Source organism: Streptomyces sp. NPDC059582 (assembly GCF_042735715.1).
Classification (GTDB): Bacteria; Actinomycetota; Actinomycetes; order Streptomycetales; family Streptomycetaceae; genus Streptomyces.
In genome coordinates this window covers 48,534-65,416 of record NZ_JBHWCC010000005.1, presented here as the reverse complement: position 1 = coordinate 65,416, position 16,883 = coordinate 48,534, and the positions used below count along the sequence as shown (strand labels likewise).

Here is a 16,883-nt window from a genome sequence, read left to right as displayed (position 1 = left end):
AGCGAACCCTTTCCACTCGAAAGTGGGGGTAGAAGGGGTTTGTGCCGGGAATCCCCAGCCCTGCCGAACCCGTGCGGAGTGATCAATTCCGGCATCCACAGATCTTCCTCACAGCCTGTGGATAACTCTTCCGGGGGTGTGGATCCCTGTGGACAAGCGAAAGCCAAGTCCCGTTCCCCGCAAGGAAATCCGGTCAACCCGACGCCCGGGGCATGCCCCGTCCCAGGGAGTGAGACACTTTTTATTGACACGATCGGCAATTCGCTCATAACGGAACGTAAGCCGCGATTCGTTACCACTCGGAAACCGAGTCGTAGCCGGATACCGCGCACCGGTAGCCTTGAGCGCGTGATTGACCTTCGCCTGCTCCGTGAAGACCCCGACCGTGTGCGCGCTTCTCAGCGTGCCCGTGGAGAGGACGTCGCGCTCGTCGACGCTCTCCTGTCTGCCGACGAGCGGCGCAGGTCGTCCGGCGTCCGCTTCGACGAGCTGCGTTCCGAGCAGAAGTCGCTCGGCAAGCTGATCCCCAAGGCCTCCCCCGACGAGCGCGCCGAGCTGCTGAAGAAGGCCGAGCAGCTCAAGGCCGACGTCAAGGCGGCCGACGCCGAACAGCACGAGACGGACGAGGAGACCAAGCGGCTCCTGCTCCAGCTCGGCAACCTGGTGCACCCGGACGTCCCGGTCGGCGGCGAGGAGGACTTCGTCGTCCTGGAGACGCACGGCACGATCCGCGACTTCGGCGCCGAGGGCTTCGAGCCCAAGGACCATCTGGAGCTCGGCGAGGCGCTCGGCGCCATCGACGTCGAGCGTGGCGCCAAGGTGTCCGGATCGCGCTTCTACTACCTGACGGGCGTCGGCGCGCTCCTGGAGCTCGCGCTCGTCAACGCGGCGATCGCGCAGGCCACCGAGGCCGGCTTCATCCCGATGCTGACCCCGGCGCTGGTCCGCCCGCGCGCCATGGAGGGCACCGGCTTCCTCGGCCAGGCCGCGGAGAACGTGTACCACCTGGAGAAGGACGACTACTACCTGGTCGGCACCTCCGAGGTCCCCCTCGCGGCCTACCACATGGACGAGATCCTCGACGCCGACAAGCTCCCGATGCGCTACGCGGGCTTCTCGCCGTGCTTCCGCCGTGAGGCCGGCACGTACGGCAAGGACACCCGGGGCATCTTCCGGGTGCACCAGTTCGACAAGGTCGAGATGTTCTCGTACGTCGCTCCCGAGGACGCCGAGAACGAGCACCAGCGGCTCCTGGAGTGGGAGAAGCAGTGGCTGACCGGCCTCGAGCTGCCTTTCCAGGTCATCGACGTGGCGTCCGGCGACCTCGGCTCCTCCGCCTCCCGCAAGTTCGACTGCGAGGCGTGGATCCCGACCCAGGGCAAGTACCGCGAGCTGACCTCGGCGTCGAACTGCGACGGCTTCCAGGCCCGCCGGCTGTCCGTGCGGATGCGGGACGGCAAGAAGGTCCAGCCGCTCGCGACGCTCAACGGCACGCTGTGCGCCGTACCGCGCACGATCGTGGCGATCCTGGAGAACCACCAGCTGGCCGACGGCTCGGTGCGCGTGCCCGAGGTGCTGCGCCCGTACCTGGGCGGCCGTGAGGTCCTGGAGCCGATCGCCAAGTGAGCACGGCTCCGGAGTTCCCGTACCGGCTGATCGCGACCGACCTCGACGGGACGCTCCTGCGTTCCGACGAGTCGGTCACGCGCCGTACCCGTGACGCGCTCGCCGCGGCCACCGCGGCGGGCGCCGCGCACATCGTGGTGACGGGGCGCGCGGTCCCCTGGACCCGGCACATCCTCGACGACCTCGGCTACCGGGGCCTCGCGGTCTGCGGCCAGGGCGCGCAGGTGTACGACGCGGGCGAGCACCGGCTGCTGACGTCGGTGACCCTGGACCGGCAGCTCGCGGGGCTGGCCCTGGCCAAGATCGAGGCCGAGGTCGGCCCGCTGTTCCTGGCGGCGAGCCGCGACGGTCTGGACGGCGAGGTGCTGGTGGGCCCCGGCTACGCGGTCACGGGCACGCTGCCCGCCACCCCGTTCACGGACGCGTCCGACCTGTGGACGGCTCCGCTGAACAAGATCTACATACAGCATCCGACGCTCACGGACGACGAGCTCGCCGAGGCCGCCCGGCAGGCCGCGGGCGGTTTCGTCTCGGTGGCGATGGCGGGCGCGGGCATCGTGGAGCTGCTCCCGCTGGGCCTGTCGAAGGCGACCGGCCTGTCGCTGGCCGCCCGGCGGCTGCGGCTGAAGGCCGCCGACACGATCGCCTTCGGCGACATGCCCAACGACATCCCGATGTTCGCCTGGGCGGCGCGGGGCGTGGCGATGGCCAACGCCCACGAGGAGTTGAAGGCGGTCGCCGACGAGGTGACGGCCTCCAACGAGGAGGACGGTATCGCGGTGGTACTGGAGCGGTTGCTGGGCTGAGCTCTCGGCTGCTGTGCCACCCAGCCCCGGCGGAGGATGCACGGATCGAACGTGCGCGGGGTGACCCCCGACCACGGCTCGCTTCGATGGAGCACAGCGCAAGCCGGTGCCTTGCCTCTCGGCCAATCCTCCGGGTGGGCGGCCCACGCGAGTGCGATTCGCGTGCTCGAAGCGGCCGCCCCGGGCAGCTCACCATGCAGGGCGGGATCGACGGAGGGGTAACTACTCCGGAATCCGCCGCACGCTGCCCTGTGGGGAGCTGGACGTACTGTCGTGCATGGACATCGCCCGGCTCCTCTCCCAGATGGTGGCGCCGGACTCCTGTCCGGCGGCGGGAACACGACCACTGTGCCCGACCGGCGAATCGGCCGCCACCGAATATCGCGGGCGCTGATGCGCTACCGGCGCCGCCACCTGCGGCGGCGGGCCTTGCTGAAGAACCATCCGGCGGGCGGCTCGTCGGAGCGCCAGGGCTGCGGCTCGGGTCCCTGCGCGCGCCAGCGGGCGGCGAGCATACGCGCCCGGGCGGACGGCTCGGCCGTCTCCGCGCCCCGTATGAACTTCTCGTCCAGGACGACGTCGTCCCACGCGTCCTCGCTGTGGCCGCCCGGCCCGCGGCCGGCGCTCTCCGGCGTCTCCTCTGCCATCCCCGGCCCTCCTAGGACCCGTCCCGGCGTACGTCCGATCCGTCCAGTGTGCCCGGACGGAGATGAAGCCCCGGTCAAGACCGGGGCTTCGCTCCTCTACTCCTCCCCGGCCAGCTTCAGCGAGCGCAGCTTCTGGCCCGCGTACCAGGTGGCCAGCACGGTGACCGCGACCAGCAGCACCGTCGCCGTGGTCAGCCCGACGTCCGAGGTGACGAGGTCCCCGCCGGCCACCTTGTGGGCGACGGCCAGCGACCACTGCTGGACACTGAGCGTGCGCGCGCCCGGCACCAGGGAGCCGAACAGCGCCTCCCAGACCAGGGCGTAGACGAGGCCGAAGACCACCGCGTGCCGGGACACCGTGCCCAGCAGGAGGAACAGCGCCGCGTACGCGATGGAGGCGACCAGCGCGGCCACCGTGTAGGCGACGGCGATCTGCTGTCCGTTGCCGTTCAGGATCAGCCCGGCGATCAGGGTCGGCAGCGCGGAGAACACCATCGTCACCGCGACCGCCACGATGAGCTTGGTGAAGATGATCGTCGGCCGCTTGAGCGGCTTGGACAGCAGGTACACCACCGAGCCGTCGTCGATCTCCGGCCCGATCGCGCCGGTGCCGGCGATGACGCCGATGATCGGCACCATCGTGGCGAGCGCAAGCCCGCCCAGGACGTTCGTCGCCGTCTGGTCGTCGGCCCCGGTGAGGGCGCGGACGGCGACGGCGATCACGATCAGCAGCAGCGGCAGCGCGCCGAGGACGAGGGCGCGCCGGCGGCCGAGCAGGGCCCGGTAGGTGAGCCGGGCGACTGTGGGGTCGTACATGTTCGGCCTCCTACGCCGCGACGAGATACGAGAAGACGGACTCGAGGGACTCGTCGGACGGCGAGACCGTGAGCAGCCGGATGCCGTGGTCCCTGGCCACCCGGGGCAGCAGGGTCGTGAACCGGCCGAAGTCGACGGCCTGGACGCGCAACGCGCCCTCGGCGAGGTCGACCTCGATGCCGGACGTCGACGGGTCCGCGATCAGCGCGGCCGCGAGGGCGCGGTCGTCGCTGGAGCGCACCAGGTAGCGGTGCGGGCGGTCGGTCATGAGGCGGCGGATCCGGCGGAAGTCGCCGCTCGCCGCGTGCCGGCCGGCGACGATCACCTCGATGTGCCAGGCGAGTTGCTCGACCTCCTCCAGGATGTGGGAGGAGAACAGGACCGTACGGCCCTCGTCGCCCATGCGCCGCAGCAGTTCCATCAGCTGCATGCGCTGGCGCGGGTCCATGCCGTTGAACGGCTCGTCGAGCAGGAGCAGCGAGGGCTCGTGGACCAGCGCCGAGGCCATCTTCACGCGCTGGCGCATGCCCTTGGAGTAGGTGGAGATCTTCCGGTCCTGGGCGTACTCCATCTCGACCGTGGCGAGCGCCTGCTGGGCGGCCTTCGCGCCCAGTCCGTGCAACTCGGCGTTGGCGACGACGAACTCGCGCCCGGTGAGGAAGTCGTACATCGCCTCCCGCTCGGGGACGATGCCGATCTGCCGGTAGATCTGCTCGTTGCGCCACACCGGCTGCCCGTCGAGGGTGACGGAGCCGGTGGAGGGGGCGAGGAAGCCGCCCATCATGTTGATGAGGGTGGACTTCCCGGCGCCGTTGGGGCCGAGCAGGCCGGTGACGCCCGGCCCGATGGTCATGGTGATGTCGTTGACGGCGACGACGTTGCCGAACCAGCGGGAGACGTGGTCGATGCTGAGCGTGGTCACAGTCCGACCTTTCGGTAGCGGCGCATCAGGAGGCCGTAGCAGGCGGCGATCAGGCCCAGCAGGACGAGGACGTACACCACGCCCTGTCCGTGCGACGGGCCGATGCCGCCGGGGGCCGAGGAGCTCGCGCCCAGGAAGGCCGACTGCACCCCGTCGATGAGCGTGGTGGGCGAGAACAGGCCCACCCAGGGGATGACGTCGGTGCTGCCCTGTTCGTCGGCGATGGCCTGGAGGGTGGAGACCGCTCCGTAGGAGATGGTCAGCACGGCGATGACGGCGGCGATGCCGAAGCCGCGGCGCGGGGTCACGGCGGAGATGACCAGGCCGATCCCGGCGAAGAGCACCGAGAGCAGGGCCACGGACACGAGTCCCTGCCCGAATCCCTCGGTCTGGTCGGCGAAGTCGAGCTTGGCCAGCAGCGCGCCGACGTACAGCACGAGCAGCGGTGCCGCGGTGAGGATGAACAGCGCCGAGGCCAGTGCCGCGTACTTCGCGCGGACGTAGTCGGCGGTCTCGATCGGCCGCGAGAAGTACAGCGGGACGGTCTTGAAGCGCAGGTCGCGCGAGACGGACTGGGGTGCCTGCGAGGCGACGTACAGGCTGATGACGGCCTGCATGACGATCGCGTAGCGCGTGTAGTCCAGCGGCAGGTCCTTCGCCTTGGTGGCGACCGCGACGGCGACCATGATGGCCGCGGGCACGCACATCACCACGAACAGCAGCATCGGCAGCACCTTGGACTTGACCGAGCGGCCGAGGCCGTAGGCGCCGCGCAGGGACTGCGAGTACAGGGAGCGGCGGGCGTAGGCGCGGCCCAGGCGCGGGCCGTCGTAGGTGCGGTAGCCGATGTCGTGGATGCGGGTCTGGTCACCCGCCGGGCTGCTTGCTACGGGGTGCTCAACCGCCATGGCCGACCGCCTCCTTCCGCTGCGCGGCGCTGTCCGCGTCGTTCTTGAACACCTCGGAGATGTGGTGCCGGCGCTGTTCCATGCGCACCAGGCCGAGGCCGAGGTCGGCGACGATGTCGCGGACCAGGTCGTACGTCTCCTCGCCCTGGGCGGTGAGCAGCAGGACGTGTCCCGCGCCCGGGAGACCACCGCTGCCGTCGAGGACGTCGGCCCCGCGCGCGTGGAGCGCCTCGCGCACCGCGCGGGTGCCGTCGGGGTGCTCGTCGCTGTCGGTGACCTCGATCGCCAGGGTGGTCGTGGTCTGGGTGAAGTCGGTGGTGGAGCTGGAGCGCAGCAGTTTGCCGCCGTCGACGACGACGACGTGGTCGCAGGTGCGTTCCAGTTCACCGAGGAGGTGCGAGGTGACCAGGACCGAGATGCCGAAGTCCGTGTGGATGCGGCGGATGAGGCCCAGCATGTCGTCGCGGCCGACGGGGTCGAGGCCGTTGGTCGGCTCGTCGAGGAAGACCAGCTGCGGGTCGTGCACCAGCGCCTGGGCGAGCTTCACGCGCTGCTTCATACCGGTCGAGTAGCCGCCGATGGGGCGGTAGCGCTCCTCGTACAGGCCGACGTGGCGCAGCGTGTCCGCGGTGCGCTCGCGTGCGGCGGTGGGTGGCAGGCCGGACATCCGCGCCATGTGCACGACGAACTCGGTGGCCGAGACGTCGGGCGGCAGGCAGTCGTGCTCCGGCATGTAGCCGACGCGCTCCCGGATGGCGGCGCCATGGGTGGCCACGTCGAGTCCGAACACCTCGGCGCGGCCCTCGGTGGCGGGGGACAGACCCAGAAGGATCTTGATCAGTGTGGACTTGCCGGCTCCGTTGGCCCCGACGAGTCCGGTCACACCGGGCCCGACATCCACGGAGAGCCGGTCAAGCGCGGTCACCCGGGGGAACCGCTTGCTCAGGCTTTCGGTCGCGATCACAGTCACGTCCTCGACGGTAGTGACGCCTACCACGCCGGTCGTCACCCCGAAGAGCGGTCTTGGTGTCGGTCTCTGGTCGTACGGGAACCCCGGGGTCACCCTGAGGTCGAACACCGTGTGGCCGGTTTCTCCCCATCGCCACGGTTGTCCACAGGCTCGCCCCGTCCTATTGACGTCGCCTCTAACAACTGTCACATTCACCAGTGTCAAGTTACGAACACGTACCGCAGTCGGCGGCTGGGACGGGTGGGGCGTTGGCATGACGACGGCAGAGACACGGGACCTCGCCGCGGAACTGCGGGGTTTCCGGCGGGTGCAGCGCCTGGCCTACGAGTGCGCGCAGGCGGTGGCGGCCCGGTTGCGGCCGGGCGTGACCGAGCGTGAGGCGGCGCGCATGCAGCGGGAGTGGCTGCGAGAGCGCGGGGTGCGGGACTGGTTCCACCTGCCGTTCGCGTGGTTCGGCGACCGCACGGCGTTCGTGAACTTCCGCGTGCCCCTCCAGTTCTTCCCGACCGACCGCCGGCTGGAGCCCGGGATGCCGTTCATCCTGGACATGGCCCCGGTGTACGAGGGTTGCACGGCGGACATCGGCTACTCGGGCTCGCTCGGCAGCAACCCGGTGCAGGAACGGCTGACGGCCGACCTGGCGGCGCACCGCGAGCTGATCCTGCGGGAGGTGCGGGAACGCCGGTCGCTGCGCGAGATCTACGAGGACGTGGACCGCCTCATGGTGCGCCAGGGCTACGCCAACCGGCACCGCGCGTATCCGTTCGGGGTGATCGCGCACAAGGTCGACCGGGTCAAGGAGCGCCGCTGGTCACCGCACGTCCTCGGGTTCGGTACGCAGTCCCTCAAGGGGCTGGTGGGGGACCTGGTCCACGGCCACCGCGAGGGCTGGTCGCCCCTGTGGTCGCCGTACCGCTTCTCCGACCATCCGCCGCAGGCGGGCCTGTGGGCGGTCGAACCGCACCTCGGCTTCCGGGGTACCGGCGCGAAGTTCGAGGAGATCCTGGTGGTCACCGACTCCCGGGACCCCGAGGAGAGCGCCTTCTGGCTGGACGACGATCTGCCGCACGTGCGGCGCTGGGCGCAGGAGAGGTGACGAGGGTGACGAGGGCGACGACGCTGAAGGACGCGCGGGAGCGCCGGGTACGGACCGGCGGGGTCGAACTGTGCGTGGCCGAACTGGGCGACCCGGAGCAGCCGACGGTGGTGCTGGTGCACGGCTATCCGGACAGCAAGGAGGTCTGGTCGGAGGTGGCGGTCCGCCTCGCCGACCGCTTCCACGTGGTGCTGTACGACGTCCGGGGCCACGGCCGCTCCACGGCCCCGCGGCCCCTGCGCGGCGGCTTCACCCTGGAGAAGCTGACGGACGACTTCCTGGCGGTCGTGGACGCGGTCAGCCCGGACCGGCCGGTGCACCTGGTCGGGCACGACTGGGGATCGGTGCAGTCCTGGGAGTTCGTGACGGTCGCGCGCACCGAGGGCCGGATCGCGTCCTTCACCTCGATGTCTGGTCCGTCACTCGACCACTTCGGACACTGGATCAACGCGCGCGTGAAGCGCCCGACGCCCCGCAGGGTGGGCCAGCTCCTCGGTCAGGGCGCCAAGTCCTGGTACGTGTACCTGCTGCACACACCCGTGCTGCCGGAACTCGCCTGGCGCGGCCCGCTCGGCAAACGCTGGCCGAGGATCCTCCAGCGTCTGGAGAAGGTCCCCGGGGGCGACTACCCCACCTCGTCACTGCCCTCGGACGCCGCGCACGGCGCCTGGCTGTACCGGGACAACGTACGGGCCCGGCTGCGCGGGCCGCGCCCGGACGCCTACGCGCACGCGCCCGTGCAGCTCATCACCCCCCTGGGAGACGCCTTTCTGTCGGAGCGGCTCTACGACGAACTGGAGCAGTGGGCTCCGCAGTTGACGCGTCGCACTCTCCCGGCCAAGCACTGGATCCCCCGCACCCGGCCCGACCAACTGGCCTCCTGGATCTCCGAGTTCGCGACCGCTGTCGAGGGCGGGCGGCCGGAGCCGAAGGCGGACGGAAAGTACTCCGACCGGTTCGGCGGGCAGCTCGTGCTGGTGACCGGAGCGGGCAGCGGCATCGGGCGGGCGACGGCGTTCGCGTTCGCGGAGTCCGGCGCGCGCGTGGTGGCCGTCGACCGGGACGGGGAGGCCGCGGCCCGCACCGCCGAACTGTCCCGGCTGATCGGCGCCCCACGGGCCTGGGCGGAAACGGTCGACGTCTCCGACGAACAGGCCATGGAGAAGCTCGCCGAGAAGGTCGCGGCCGAGTACGGCGTGGTCGACGTGCTGGTGAACAACGCCGGCATCGGCCTGTCGGGCTCCTTCCTCGACACGACACCGGACGACTGGCGTCGGGTCCTGGACGTCAACCTGTGGGGCGTCATCCACGGCTGCCGCCTGTTCGGCCGGCAGATGGCCGAGCGCGCTCAGGGCGGCCACATCGTCAACACCGCCTCGGCGGCCGCCTACCAGCCTTCCAAGGTCCTGCCCGCGTACAGCACCTCCAAGGCCGCGGTGCTGATGCTGAGCGAGTGCCTGCGCGCGGAGCTGGCCGGGCAGGGCATCGGCGTGACCGCGGTCTGCCCCGGCATCGTCAACACCAACATCACGTCGACAGCCACGTTCGCGGGCGTGGACGACGAGGAGCAGCGGCGCCGCCAGAAGCGGGCGGCGCGACTGTACGGACTGCGCAACTACCCGCCGGAGAAGGTCGCCGAGGCGATTCTGCGCGCGGTGGTGCGCAACGAGGCTGTGGTGCCGGTGACTCCGGAGGCACGCGGCGCGCGTCTGCTGTCGCGATGGATGCCTGGGGCGTTGCGGGCGTTGGCGCGGGTGGAGCCGCCGGTTCGGTAGGGCTCTGTCTGCGACTGGGACTGGTTCTGGGACTCGTCCGGGCTCTCGTCCGGGCTCCGGCTCGGGCTCCGGCTCAAGTTCTGGTTCCGCTTGTAGTGAGGGGGCGGCCCGCTCGTGCACCGCGGGCGGTCGTCGGCACTGATATCGGGCACTCCACGAGGACACGTCACATGGTCAACTCCCCGGCTGACGAACCGTCGTACCGCATCGAGGACCTGGCCCACCTGAGCGGGGCCACCGTCCGCACCATCCGTGCGTACCAGGACCGCGGCCTGCTCCCCCGCCCCGAACGCCGAGGCCGGGCCAACGTCTACGCGGACACCCACCTCACCCGTCTCCACCAGATCGCCGCCCTCCTCGACCGCGGCCACACCCTGGCCTCCGTCAAGGAACTCCTGGACGCCCACGACACCGGCCGTGGCCTGGGCGGAATCCTCGGCCTGGTCACCGAGGTGGAGGGCCCCTGGACCGACGAGGAACCCTCCCGTGTCTCCCGCGCCGAACTGACCGCCCGCTTCGGCTCCACCCCCGACGACTCCGCGATCGCCGACGCCGTCGACCTCGGCATCCTGGAACCGGTCCCCGGCGAGGACGACACCTTCCTCGTTCCGAGCCCCCAAGAGCTGGCAGTGGCAGCCGAGTTGCACGCGGCCGGTGTCCCCCTCTCCGCGATCGCCGCCCACCTGCGGGAGTTGAGGCTCCAGGTCGAGCACATCGCCTCCCGCTTCCTGGAGTTCACCACCGAGCACGTCTTCGCCCGCTACCTCGCCGGACCACACCGTCCGACCGACGCCGACGCGGCCGAGGCGGCCTCCCTCGTACGCCGCCTGCGCCCTCTCGCACAGCAGACACTGGACGCCGAACTCGCCCGGGCCATGCGCCTGTTCGCCGCCAGTCAGCTACGACGGCACCTCGGTACGGACGTCGCGCCGCGCCCTCGGAGCGGAACGCGTTCGGTGCCGCTGCCCGAGGAGACAATGCGAGCCGTGGAAGCACTGGTTGGCCTGGAGCAGGCGTCGACCTTCGTCGCTGTGGCCGCCCAACGGGAACTGCAGGCACGCGCCTTGGACCGCCTCGCCACAAGTCACGCCACATCAGTCGATCTTGACGAAACCACCTGAATCGACGGGCGGTTGTCCACAGATTCTCCAATTCCCCTGTGGATAACTACAGTTGGTTGTGGATCAAACATCAACCTCAAAACAAAATGCGTGATCCCCGTCTCGCGCGTCATGCTGTCCGGATGGATGAAAGACGCACCGTGAAGGTGTCGAAGTACCTCTCGAAGCACCTGCGCCACCAGCCCGAGCGCATCGGCCTGACCCTCGACGACGGCGGCTGGGTCGAGATCGAGACCCTGATCGCGGCCGCCGCCGCACACGGGTTCCGCTTCACCCGGGACGAGCTGGACCACGTGGTCGCCGCCAACGACAAGAAGCGCTTCGCGATCGAGGGCACCCGGATCCGGGCCAGCCAGGGCCACAGCGTCGAGGTCGACCTCGGACTGCCGACGGCGGCCCCGCCGCCGTACCTCTACCACGGGACCGTGGCCCGCTCCCTGGACGCGATCCGCGCCGAGGGCCTCCGGCCCATGAACCGCCACGACGTACACCTCTCGTCCGACCGGGAAACGGCGACCCGCGTCGGCGCGCGTCGCGGGCGGCCCGTCGTGCTCTCCGTGGACGCCGCCGCCATGCACCGCGACGGCCACGTCTTCCACGTCAGCGCGAACGGAGTATGGCTGACGAAGGCGGTGCCACCGCAGTACCTGCGGTTTCCTCAGACGCACTGAACGCACTGAACGCACTGAACGCACTCGACGCACTGGACCGTCTGGCCGCCGGACCACTGGACCGCCTGGCCGCCTGGCCAGCGAGCCGCCGAGCCGCCGAGCCGCCGAGCCAGTGAGCCGCCGAGCCACCGAGGCCACCGAGGCCACCGAGGCCACCGAGCCGATTCTCCGGCCGCCTGACATCCGCCACCCCCTCACCGGCATGATCACCGGTATGGACCACCTCCCCACCACCGAGGCCGCCGTGTCCGCCCTCCGTGCCATCGCCGCCACCTACCACCGCGAGATCGAGGTCACTCATGACATCGGCGCCGACCGAACCTCACGCCGCAGCGCCGCCGGCGTGGGTGTCACCACGGACCCGGACGGTTCCCTGCCCCATGAGGCCTACGTCGAGTTCGGTGGCCTGCCCCGGCTGAGCGTGCGCCTCTTCCCCGAGGACGACGCTCTGATCACGGTCGAGGGCGTCGAGTGCCCCGACATCCCGCGCGACGACGTACCCGCCTTCCTTCGCTCCGTCTTCGACGGTCTCGCCCACGTCAAGGCCCGCCGCTTCCCGCCGGGCTACTTCCTGATCGTCCCGCTGCCCGGCGACCGCGGGGTCAAGCAGTACCTGCCGATGTTCGGCCTCAGTCCGTGGCTGAGGCGATGCGTAAGGTGACCGTTTCACGTGAAACCGAGGGGGCGCATACGCTCGCTCCATGAGCCTGCGTCTGAGCACCGTGATCCTCCCGTACCGCCGCTGGAACGAGGGCGGCCGTTCGACATGGACGCGTGCCGAGCAGCTCGGTTTCCACACCGCGTACACGTACGACCATCTGTCCTGGCGCAGTTTCCGGGACGGGCCCTGGTTCGGGGCGATTCCGACACTGACGGCCGCCGCTGCCGTGACCGATCGGCTGCGGCTGGGCACGCTGGTGACCTCGCCGAACTTCCGGCATCCGGTGACCCTCGCCAAGGAGCTGATCTCCCTCGACGACATCTCCGGCGGCCGCGTCACCCTCGGTATCGGAGCGGGCGGCACCGGATTCGACGCCACCGCCCTCGGCCAGGAACCGTGGACCCCGCGTGAGCGGGCCGACCGGCTGGCCGAGTTCGTCCCGCTGCTCGGTCGACTCCTGACCGAGGACTCGGTGTCGCACGAGGGCACGTTCTACTCGGCGCACGAGGCCCGCAACATCCCCGGGTGTGTACAGCGCCCGCGGCTGCCCTTCGCCGTGGCTGCCACCGGCCCGCGCGGGCTGAAGCTCGCGGCGAGCCACGGACAGGCGTGGGTGACCACCGGCGACCCCAGGCTGTACGAGAACGGCACCCCCGACGAGTCGGTTCAGGCCCTTCGCGGCCAGGTCGGGAAGCTGGCCGAGGCCTGCACGGCGGTCGGCCGGGACGTGAACGAGCTGGACAAGATCCTGCTCACCGGCTTCACCCCGGACCGCGGCCGTCCCCTGGAGTCGCTCGACGCGTTCGTGGACTTCGCCGGCCGGCACCAGGAGCTGGGCTTCACCGAGCTGGTGCTGCACTGGCCCATTCCCGATTCGGACTTCGCCGCGGACGAGAAGGTCTTCGAGCAGATCGCGATGGAGGCCCCGACGCAGCTGCGCTGACCGGGACAGCTGGCCGCGACAACAGGTCACCTACGTCTCACCCCTCCGGGCCCCCGCACGGCTGTGCGGACCTATGCGCGAGAATGGCCGGGTGACCTCAGCGACCAGAGAACCCGCGACCCCGGCCGCCGCCGTTCCGCCCCGGCTGATCGCCACCGATCTCGACGGCACCCTGCTGCGCGACGACAAGTCGGTGTCGCCGCGCACGGTCGCCGCCCTCGCCGCCGCCGAGGAGGCGGGCATCGAGGTCTTCTTCGTCACCGGCCGCCCGGCCCGCTGGATGGACGTCGTCAGTGACCACGTCCACGGCCACGGCCTGGCGATCTGCGGAAACGGCGCCGCCGTGGTGGACCTGCACGGCGGTCCGGGAACGCACCGGTTCGTGAAGGTACGGGAGCTGGCGCGGGAGAACGCTCTGGACGCCGTACGGCTGCTGCGCGACGCGGCCCCCGGCACGGTCTACGCCATCGAGCAGACCTACGGCTTCTACCAGGAGCCGAACTATCCGAAGCTGCATCTGGAGATCCCCGACAACCTGGCGCCCGCCGAGAATCTGCTGGCGCCGGACGGGCCCGGTGCCGCCGAGCCGGTGCTGAAGATCCTCGCGTACCACCCCGACCTCGATCCCGACGCCTTCCTCACGGTCGGCCGCCTCGCGATCGGCGCACGCGCCAACGTCACCCGCTCCAGCCCGAGCGCCCTGCTGGAGATCAGCGGCCCCGGGGTCTCCAAGGCCAGCACCCTCGCCCTGTGCTGTGCCGAGCGCGGCATCTCGCACGAGGAGGTCGTCGCTTTCGGGGACATGCCGAACGACGTGGAGATGCTGACCTGGGCGGGCCAGTCGTACGCCATGGGCAACGCCCACCCGGACGTCGTCGCCGCGGCCTCCGGACGGACGGTCGCCAACAACGACGACGGGGTGGCGGTCGTGATCGAACGGATGCTGTCGGAACGGGGATAGCCGCCTGCGGCCGGCCGCACGGAGGGGACGGTCACCTGTAGGACGGGGTGGCTAGGCGGCCGGAGGGTGACGGCGCGCGGTTACCCGACCGCCACCCCGTGATCCCCGAGCCACGGCACCGGATCCAGCGCCGAGCCCGTCTGCGGGGTGACCCGCACCTCGAAGTGCAGGTGCGGGCCGGTGGAGTTCCCGGTGGTGCCGGACTGTCCGATCCACTGGCCGGCCGCCACCCGGTCGTCCTGGGCGACGCTGACGGCGGCCAGGTGGGCGTACTGGGTGTAGTAGCCGTTCTCGTGCCGGACCACGACCTGGATGCCGAACGCTCCCCCGCAGGAGACCTTCACCACGCGGCCCGCACCGGCGGCCCGCACGGGTGTTCCGATCGGCACGGCGAAGTCCTGCCCGGTGTGCCGGTGCGCCCAGCGCTCGCCGCCGCTGCCGAAGCTCGCGGACAGCCGGTACGTCTCCACCGGCGCGACCCACGCTCTCGTCGAACTCGTCCGCGGCCGGTCGAGCCGGACCGCGCTGCCGCAACTGCCCCTCGCGACCGAGACGTCCGCCCGCCCCTGCAACCGCCGCCGGGCCTCGTCCAGCTTCGCCTCGATGGTTCTCTTCACGTCGGCGAGTTCGCGGTTGCGCCTCGCCACCGTCTGCCACCGCGCTGCCGCCGCGGCCTTGTCGGCGGCGAGCCGGGCCTCGGTCCTGCGGCTCCTGCCGATCGCGATACCGACCGCCGGATTCGCCTGCGGTAGGGCACGTCGCAGCTGCGCCGACTGGTCGGGGCCGCCGTATCGGGCGCGGGAGTCACGCCCCAGATCCTCGTGCAGGACGGCGAGCTCGCGGCGTTCGCGGTCCAGGAGCTGCCCGGCCCGCCGCAGCCTGGCCTCCTGCTCGTCGGCCTCGCGCAGCCCCGCCTCGTACTGCTGTGTCACCAGGATGGCGTCCTGGTACAGCCGCGCCACCTCCGAGCCGGTTCCCGAGCCCCGCCCGCCCGGACCGTCCCCGGCTTCTTCGTCGGCCCCCGTGGGACGCGCCACGAGTACCGCGAACGCGCACAGCAGGACGGGAACGAGCAGCGGGTGACGACGAGACAGACGCATGTGACTGATCGTCACCTGATCCGGACGGCCCGGTCCTGTTCACGTCGTACGCACGGGGGACCGACCGCCCCGGACGGCTCAGTACGGGCCGTTCGGACCGTCCGTCGGACCGGGGTTCAGCGGTGCCTGCCAGACCACCGTGGTACCGCCGCCGTCCCCGGTACCCGGCCCGTACCGGCTACCGCCGCCGAGGGACTCGGCCCGCCGTTCGAGGTTGCGCAGCCCGCTGCGCCGGCCGCCCTCGACGATGCCCACGCCGTCGTCCGCGACGGTCAGGCGGACGCCGGGCCGCCCGTCCGGCAGGGTCACCGTCGCGTCGACCACGACGTCGATCCGGGACGCCCCGGCATGCCGGAAGGCGTTGGAGAGGACCTCACGCAGAGCGGCCACGAGGTTCATACCGGTGAGGTCGCCGACCCGTTCGTCGACGGCTCCGACGAAGCGGTGCGAGGGCCGGAAGCCGAGCGGTACGGCCGCCATGTCGATCTCGCGAAGGACGCGCGTGCGCAACCCCGACGCGGCCTGTGCGGGGCCCTGTTGCAGCGCGAAGATCGCGGTACGGATCTCCCGGATGGTGACGTCCAGTTCCTGGACCGCCTTGCCGACACCCTCCCGCACCTCGGGCACGACGGAGCCGCGCCGGGCGCTCTCCAGCATCATCCCCGTCGTGAACAGCCGCTGGATGACGAGGTCGTGCAGGCCGCGGGCGATGCGGTCGCGGTCCTCGTACACCGCGAGCCGCTCCCGGTCGCGCTGTGTCTCTGCCATCATCAGGGCGAGCGCGGCCTGCGAGGCGAACTGCTCCGCGAGGGTGCGCTCGGTCCGCGTGAACGGCCGCTCACCACGCTCGCGTGGTGTGACGAGGCCGCCCAGGACCCGTCCCTCGCTCTCCAGCGGAAGCAGCATGATCGGCCCGTAGGCATGCGCGAACCCGGCTTCCAGACGCGGGTCGGTGGCCGCGTCGTCGGCGAAGACGGCGCGTCCGTGGAGGAGTTCGGCGACGATCCCGTTCTCCGCCGGTACGACCATGCCCAACAGGGCCGACGGCCGGTCGGAGGCCACCGCGACGACCTCCAGGCCCCCCTCGTCGGCGGGCAGGAGCACGGCTCCGGCGGCCGAACCGGAGAGCCGGCAGGCCTGTTCGGCGACGACCTGGAGGGCGTCGTCGGTGTCACCGCCGGACAGCAGGGCGGTGGTGACGGCGACCGATCCGTCGATCCAGCGCTCACGCTGCTGGGCGGCTTCGTACAGCCGGGCGTTGCCGACGGCGATGCCCGCCTCCGTCGCCAGCACTCTGACCATGTCGAGGTCGTGGTCGTTGAACGGCCCCCCGCCGCGCTTCTCGGCCAGATAGAGGTTGCCGAAGATGTCGCCGTGGACGCGGATGGGGACGCCGAGGAAACTGCGCATCGGCGGATGGTGCCGGGGGAATCCGCAGGAGCGCGGGTCAGTGGCCACGTCGGTGAGCCGGACGGGTTCCGGGTCTCGGATGAGCGCGCCCAACAGCCCCTTGCGCCCGTCCGGCAGCCGCCCGATCTGCCGGGCCGTCGCTTCGTCGACCCCGTGATGGACGAAGTCGGACAGCCCTTCCCCGTCCTCGGCGACGACGCCGATGGCCGCGTACCGGGCGTCGGTCAGGTCGGCCGCCGTCGCACAGATCCGGTCCAGCGTCGAATGCAGCTCCAGTCCGCTGCCGACGCACCGCATAGCGTCCAGCAACCGCGCCACCCTCGCGGCCGGCTCGGCAGACAGGTCCGACGGGGGTTCGGAAGGCGACGCGGAGGACATGACCCGAGCCTAATCAGCTGCATTTGTCGCGGAAAGTCGAGTTCCTTCCGGCGGCCGTCCCGCAGCCACGGA

The 16,883-nt window shown here is 70.9% G+C and carries 16 protein-coding genes and 1 tRNA gene; 9 read left to right on the top strand and 8 right to left on the bottom strand.

The window, feature by feature from the left end:
* Window positions 1-348: 348 nt before the first annotated feature.
* Complete coding sequence (gene serS / locus ACFV0T_RS06830) at window positions 349-1,626, top strand: serine--tRNA ligase (protein WP_385775239.1); 1,278 nt, start codon at window positions 349-351, stop codon at window positions 1,624-1,626.
* Entirely contained in the window at window positions 1,623-2,432 is an 810-nt protein-coding gene (locus tag ACFV0T_RS06825) for an HAD family hydrolase (protein WP_385775237.1), read from the top strand. The genes serS and ACFV0T_RS06825 overlap by 4 nt, the downstream gene beginning before the upstream one ends.
* A 30-nt stretch (window positions 2,433-2,462) precedes the next feature.
* Here the strand turns inward: ACFV0T_RS06825 and ACFV0T_RS06820 are convergent.
* From ACFV0T_RS06820 to ACFV0T_RS06795, 6 genes are all read right to left on the bottom strand, one after another.
* Window positions 2,463-2,564: transfer RNA gene (locus tag ACFV0T_RS06820), tRNA-OTHER, on the bottom strand.
* A gap of 266 nt (window positions 2,565-2,830) precedes the next feature.
* Window positions 2,831-3,079, bottom strand: a complete 249-nt coding sequence (locus ACFV0T_RS06815) for a hypothetical protein (protein ID WP_385775236.1) — start codon at window positions 3,077-3,079, stop codon at window positions 2,831-2,833.
* 96 nt (window positions 3,080-3,175) lie between these two features.
* On the bottom strand, window positions 3,176-3,895 hold the full coding sequence (locus ACFV0T_RS06810) for an ABC transporter permease subunit (RefSeq protein ID WP_385775234.1): 720 nt from the start codon (window positions 3,893-3,895) through the stop codon (window positions 3,176-3,178).
* Window positions 3,896-3,905: 10 nt separating this feature from the next.
* Window positions 3,906-4,817, bottom strand: a complete 912-nt coding sequence (locus ACFV0T_RS06805) for an ABC transporter ATP-binding protein (protein WP_385775232.1) — start codon at window positions 4,815-4,817, stop codon at window positions 3,906-3,908.
* A complete protein-coding gene (locus tag ACFV0T_RS06800; protein ID WP_385775230.1) occupies window positions 4,814-5,725 on the bottom strand; it encodes an ABC transporter permease in 912 nt (303 codons plus the stop codon). The genes ACFV0T_RS06805 and ACFV0T_RS06800 overlap by 4 nt, the downstream gene beginning before the upstream one ends.
* Window positions 5,715-6,689: an ABC transporter ATP-binding protein gene (locus tag ACFV0T_RS06795; protein WP_385775525.1), complete on the bottom strand. Its 975-nt coding sequence runs from the start codon at window positions 6,687-6,689 to the stop codon at window positions 5,715-5,717. Before ACFV0T_RS06795 ends, ACFV0T_RS06800 begins: the two co-directional genes overlap by 11 nt.
* A 259-nt stretch (window positions 6,690-6,948) precedes the next feature.
* Here ACFV0T_RS06795 and ACFV0T_RS06790 point away from each other — a divergent pair, with 259 nt between their 5' ends.
* The 7 genes from ACFV0T_RS06790 (at window position 6,949) to ACFV0T_RS06760 (ending at window position 13,923) form a co-directional block, all read left to right on the top strand.
* Window positions 6,949-7,791, top strand: a complete 843-nt coding sequence (locus ACFV0T_RS06790; RefSeq protein ID WP_385775228.1) for a M24 family metallopeptidase — start codon at window positions 6,949-6,951, stop codon at window positions 7,789-7,791.
* 5 nt (window positions 7,792-7,796) lie between these two features.
* Entirely contained in the window at window positions 7,797-9,566 is a 1,770-nt protein-coding gene (locus ACFV0T_RS06785) for an SDR family oxidoreductase (protein WP_385775226.1), read from the top strand.
* 170 nt (window positions 9,567-9,736) lie between these two features.
* Window positions 9,737-10,687, top strand: coding sequence for a MerR family transcriptional regulator (locus ACFV0T_RS06780; protein WP_385775224.1), 951 nt, complete (start codon window positions 9,737-9,739; stop codon window positions 10,685-10,687).
* Window positions 10,688-10,809: 122 nt separating this feature from the next.
* Window positions 10,810-11,358 (top strand): RNA 2'-phosphotransferase, encoded by a 549-nt coding sequence (locus tag ACFV0T_RS06775; protein ID WP_385775222.1) that lies wholly within the window; start codon window positions 10,810-10,812, stop codon window positions 11,356-11,358.
* A gap of 202 nt (window positions 11,359-11,560) precedes the next feature.
* The gene (locus tag ACFV0T_RS06770) at window positions 11,561-12,019 is read left to right on the top strand and encodes a hypothetical protein (protein ID WP_385775523.1); all 459 of its coding nucleotides are present in this window, start codon (window positions 11,561-11,563) and stop codon (window positions 12,017-12,019) included.
* Between the two features lie 40 nt (window positions 12,020-12,059).
* The gene (locus tag ACFV0T_RS06765; protein WP_385775220.1) at window positions 12,060-12,962 is read left to right on the top strand and encodes an LLM class flavin-dependent oxidoreductase; all 903 of its coding nucleotides are present in this window, start codon (window positions 12,060-12,062) and stop codon (window positions 12,960-12,962) included.
* A gap of 73 nt (window positions 12,963-13,035) precedes the next feature.
* Window positions 13,036-13,923, top strand: a complete 888-nt coding sequence (locus ACFV0T_RS06760) for an HAD hydrolase family protein (protein WP_385775219.1) — start codon at window positions 13,036-13,038, stop codon at window positions 13,921-13,923.
* A gap of 80 nt (window positions 13,924-14,003) precedes the next feature.
* On the opposite strand, the gene ACFV0T_RS06755 is transcribed toward ACFV0T_RS06760, so the two are convergent.
* Complete coding sequence (locus ACFV0T_RS06755) at window positions 14,004-15,023, bottom strand: M23 family metallopeptidase (protein ID WP_385775217.1); 1,020 nt, start codon at window positions 15,021-15,023, stop codon at window positions 14,004-14,006.
* Between the two features lie 78 nt (window positions 15,024-15,101).
* Window positions 15,102-16,811 (bottom strand): GAF domain-containing sensor histidine kinase, encoded by a 1,710-nt coding sequence (locus ACFV0T_RS06750; RefSeq protein ID WP_385775215.1) that lies wholly within the window; start codon window positions 16,809-16,811, stop codon window positions 15,102-15,104.
* Window positions 16,812-16,883 lie beyond the last annotated feature (72 nt).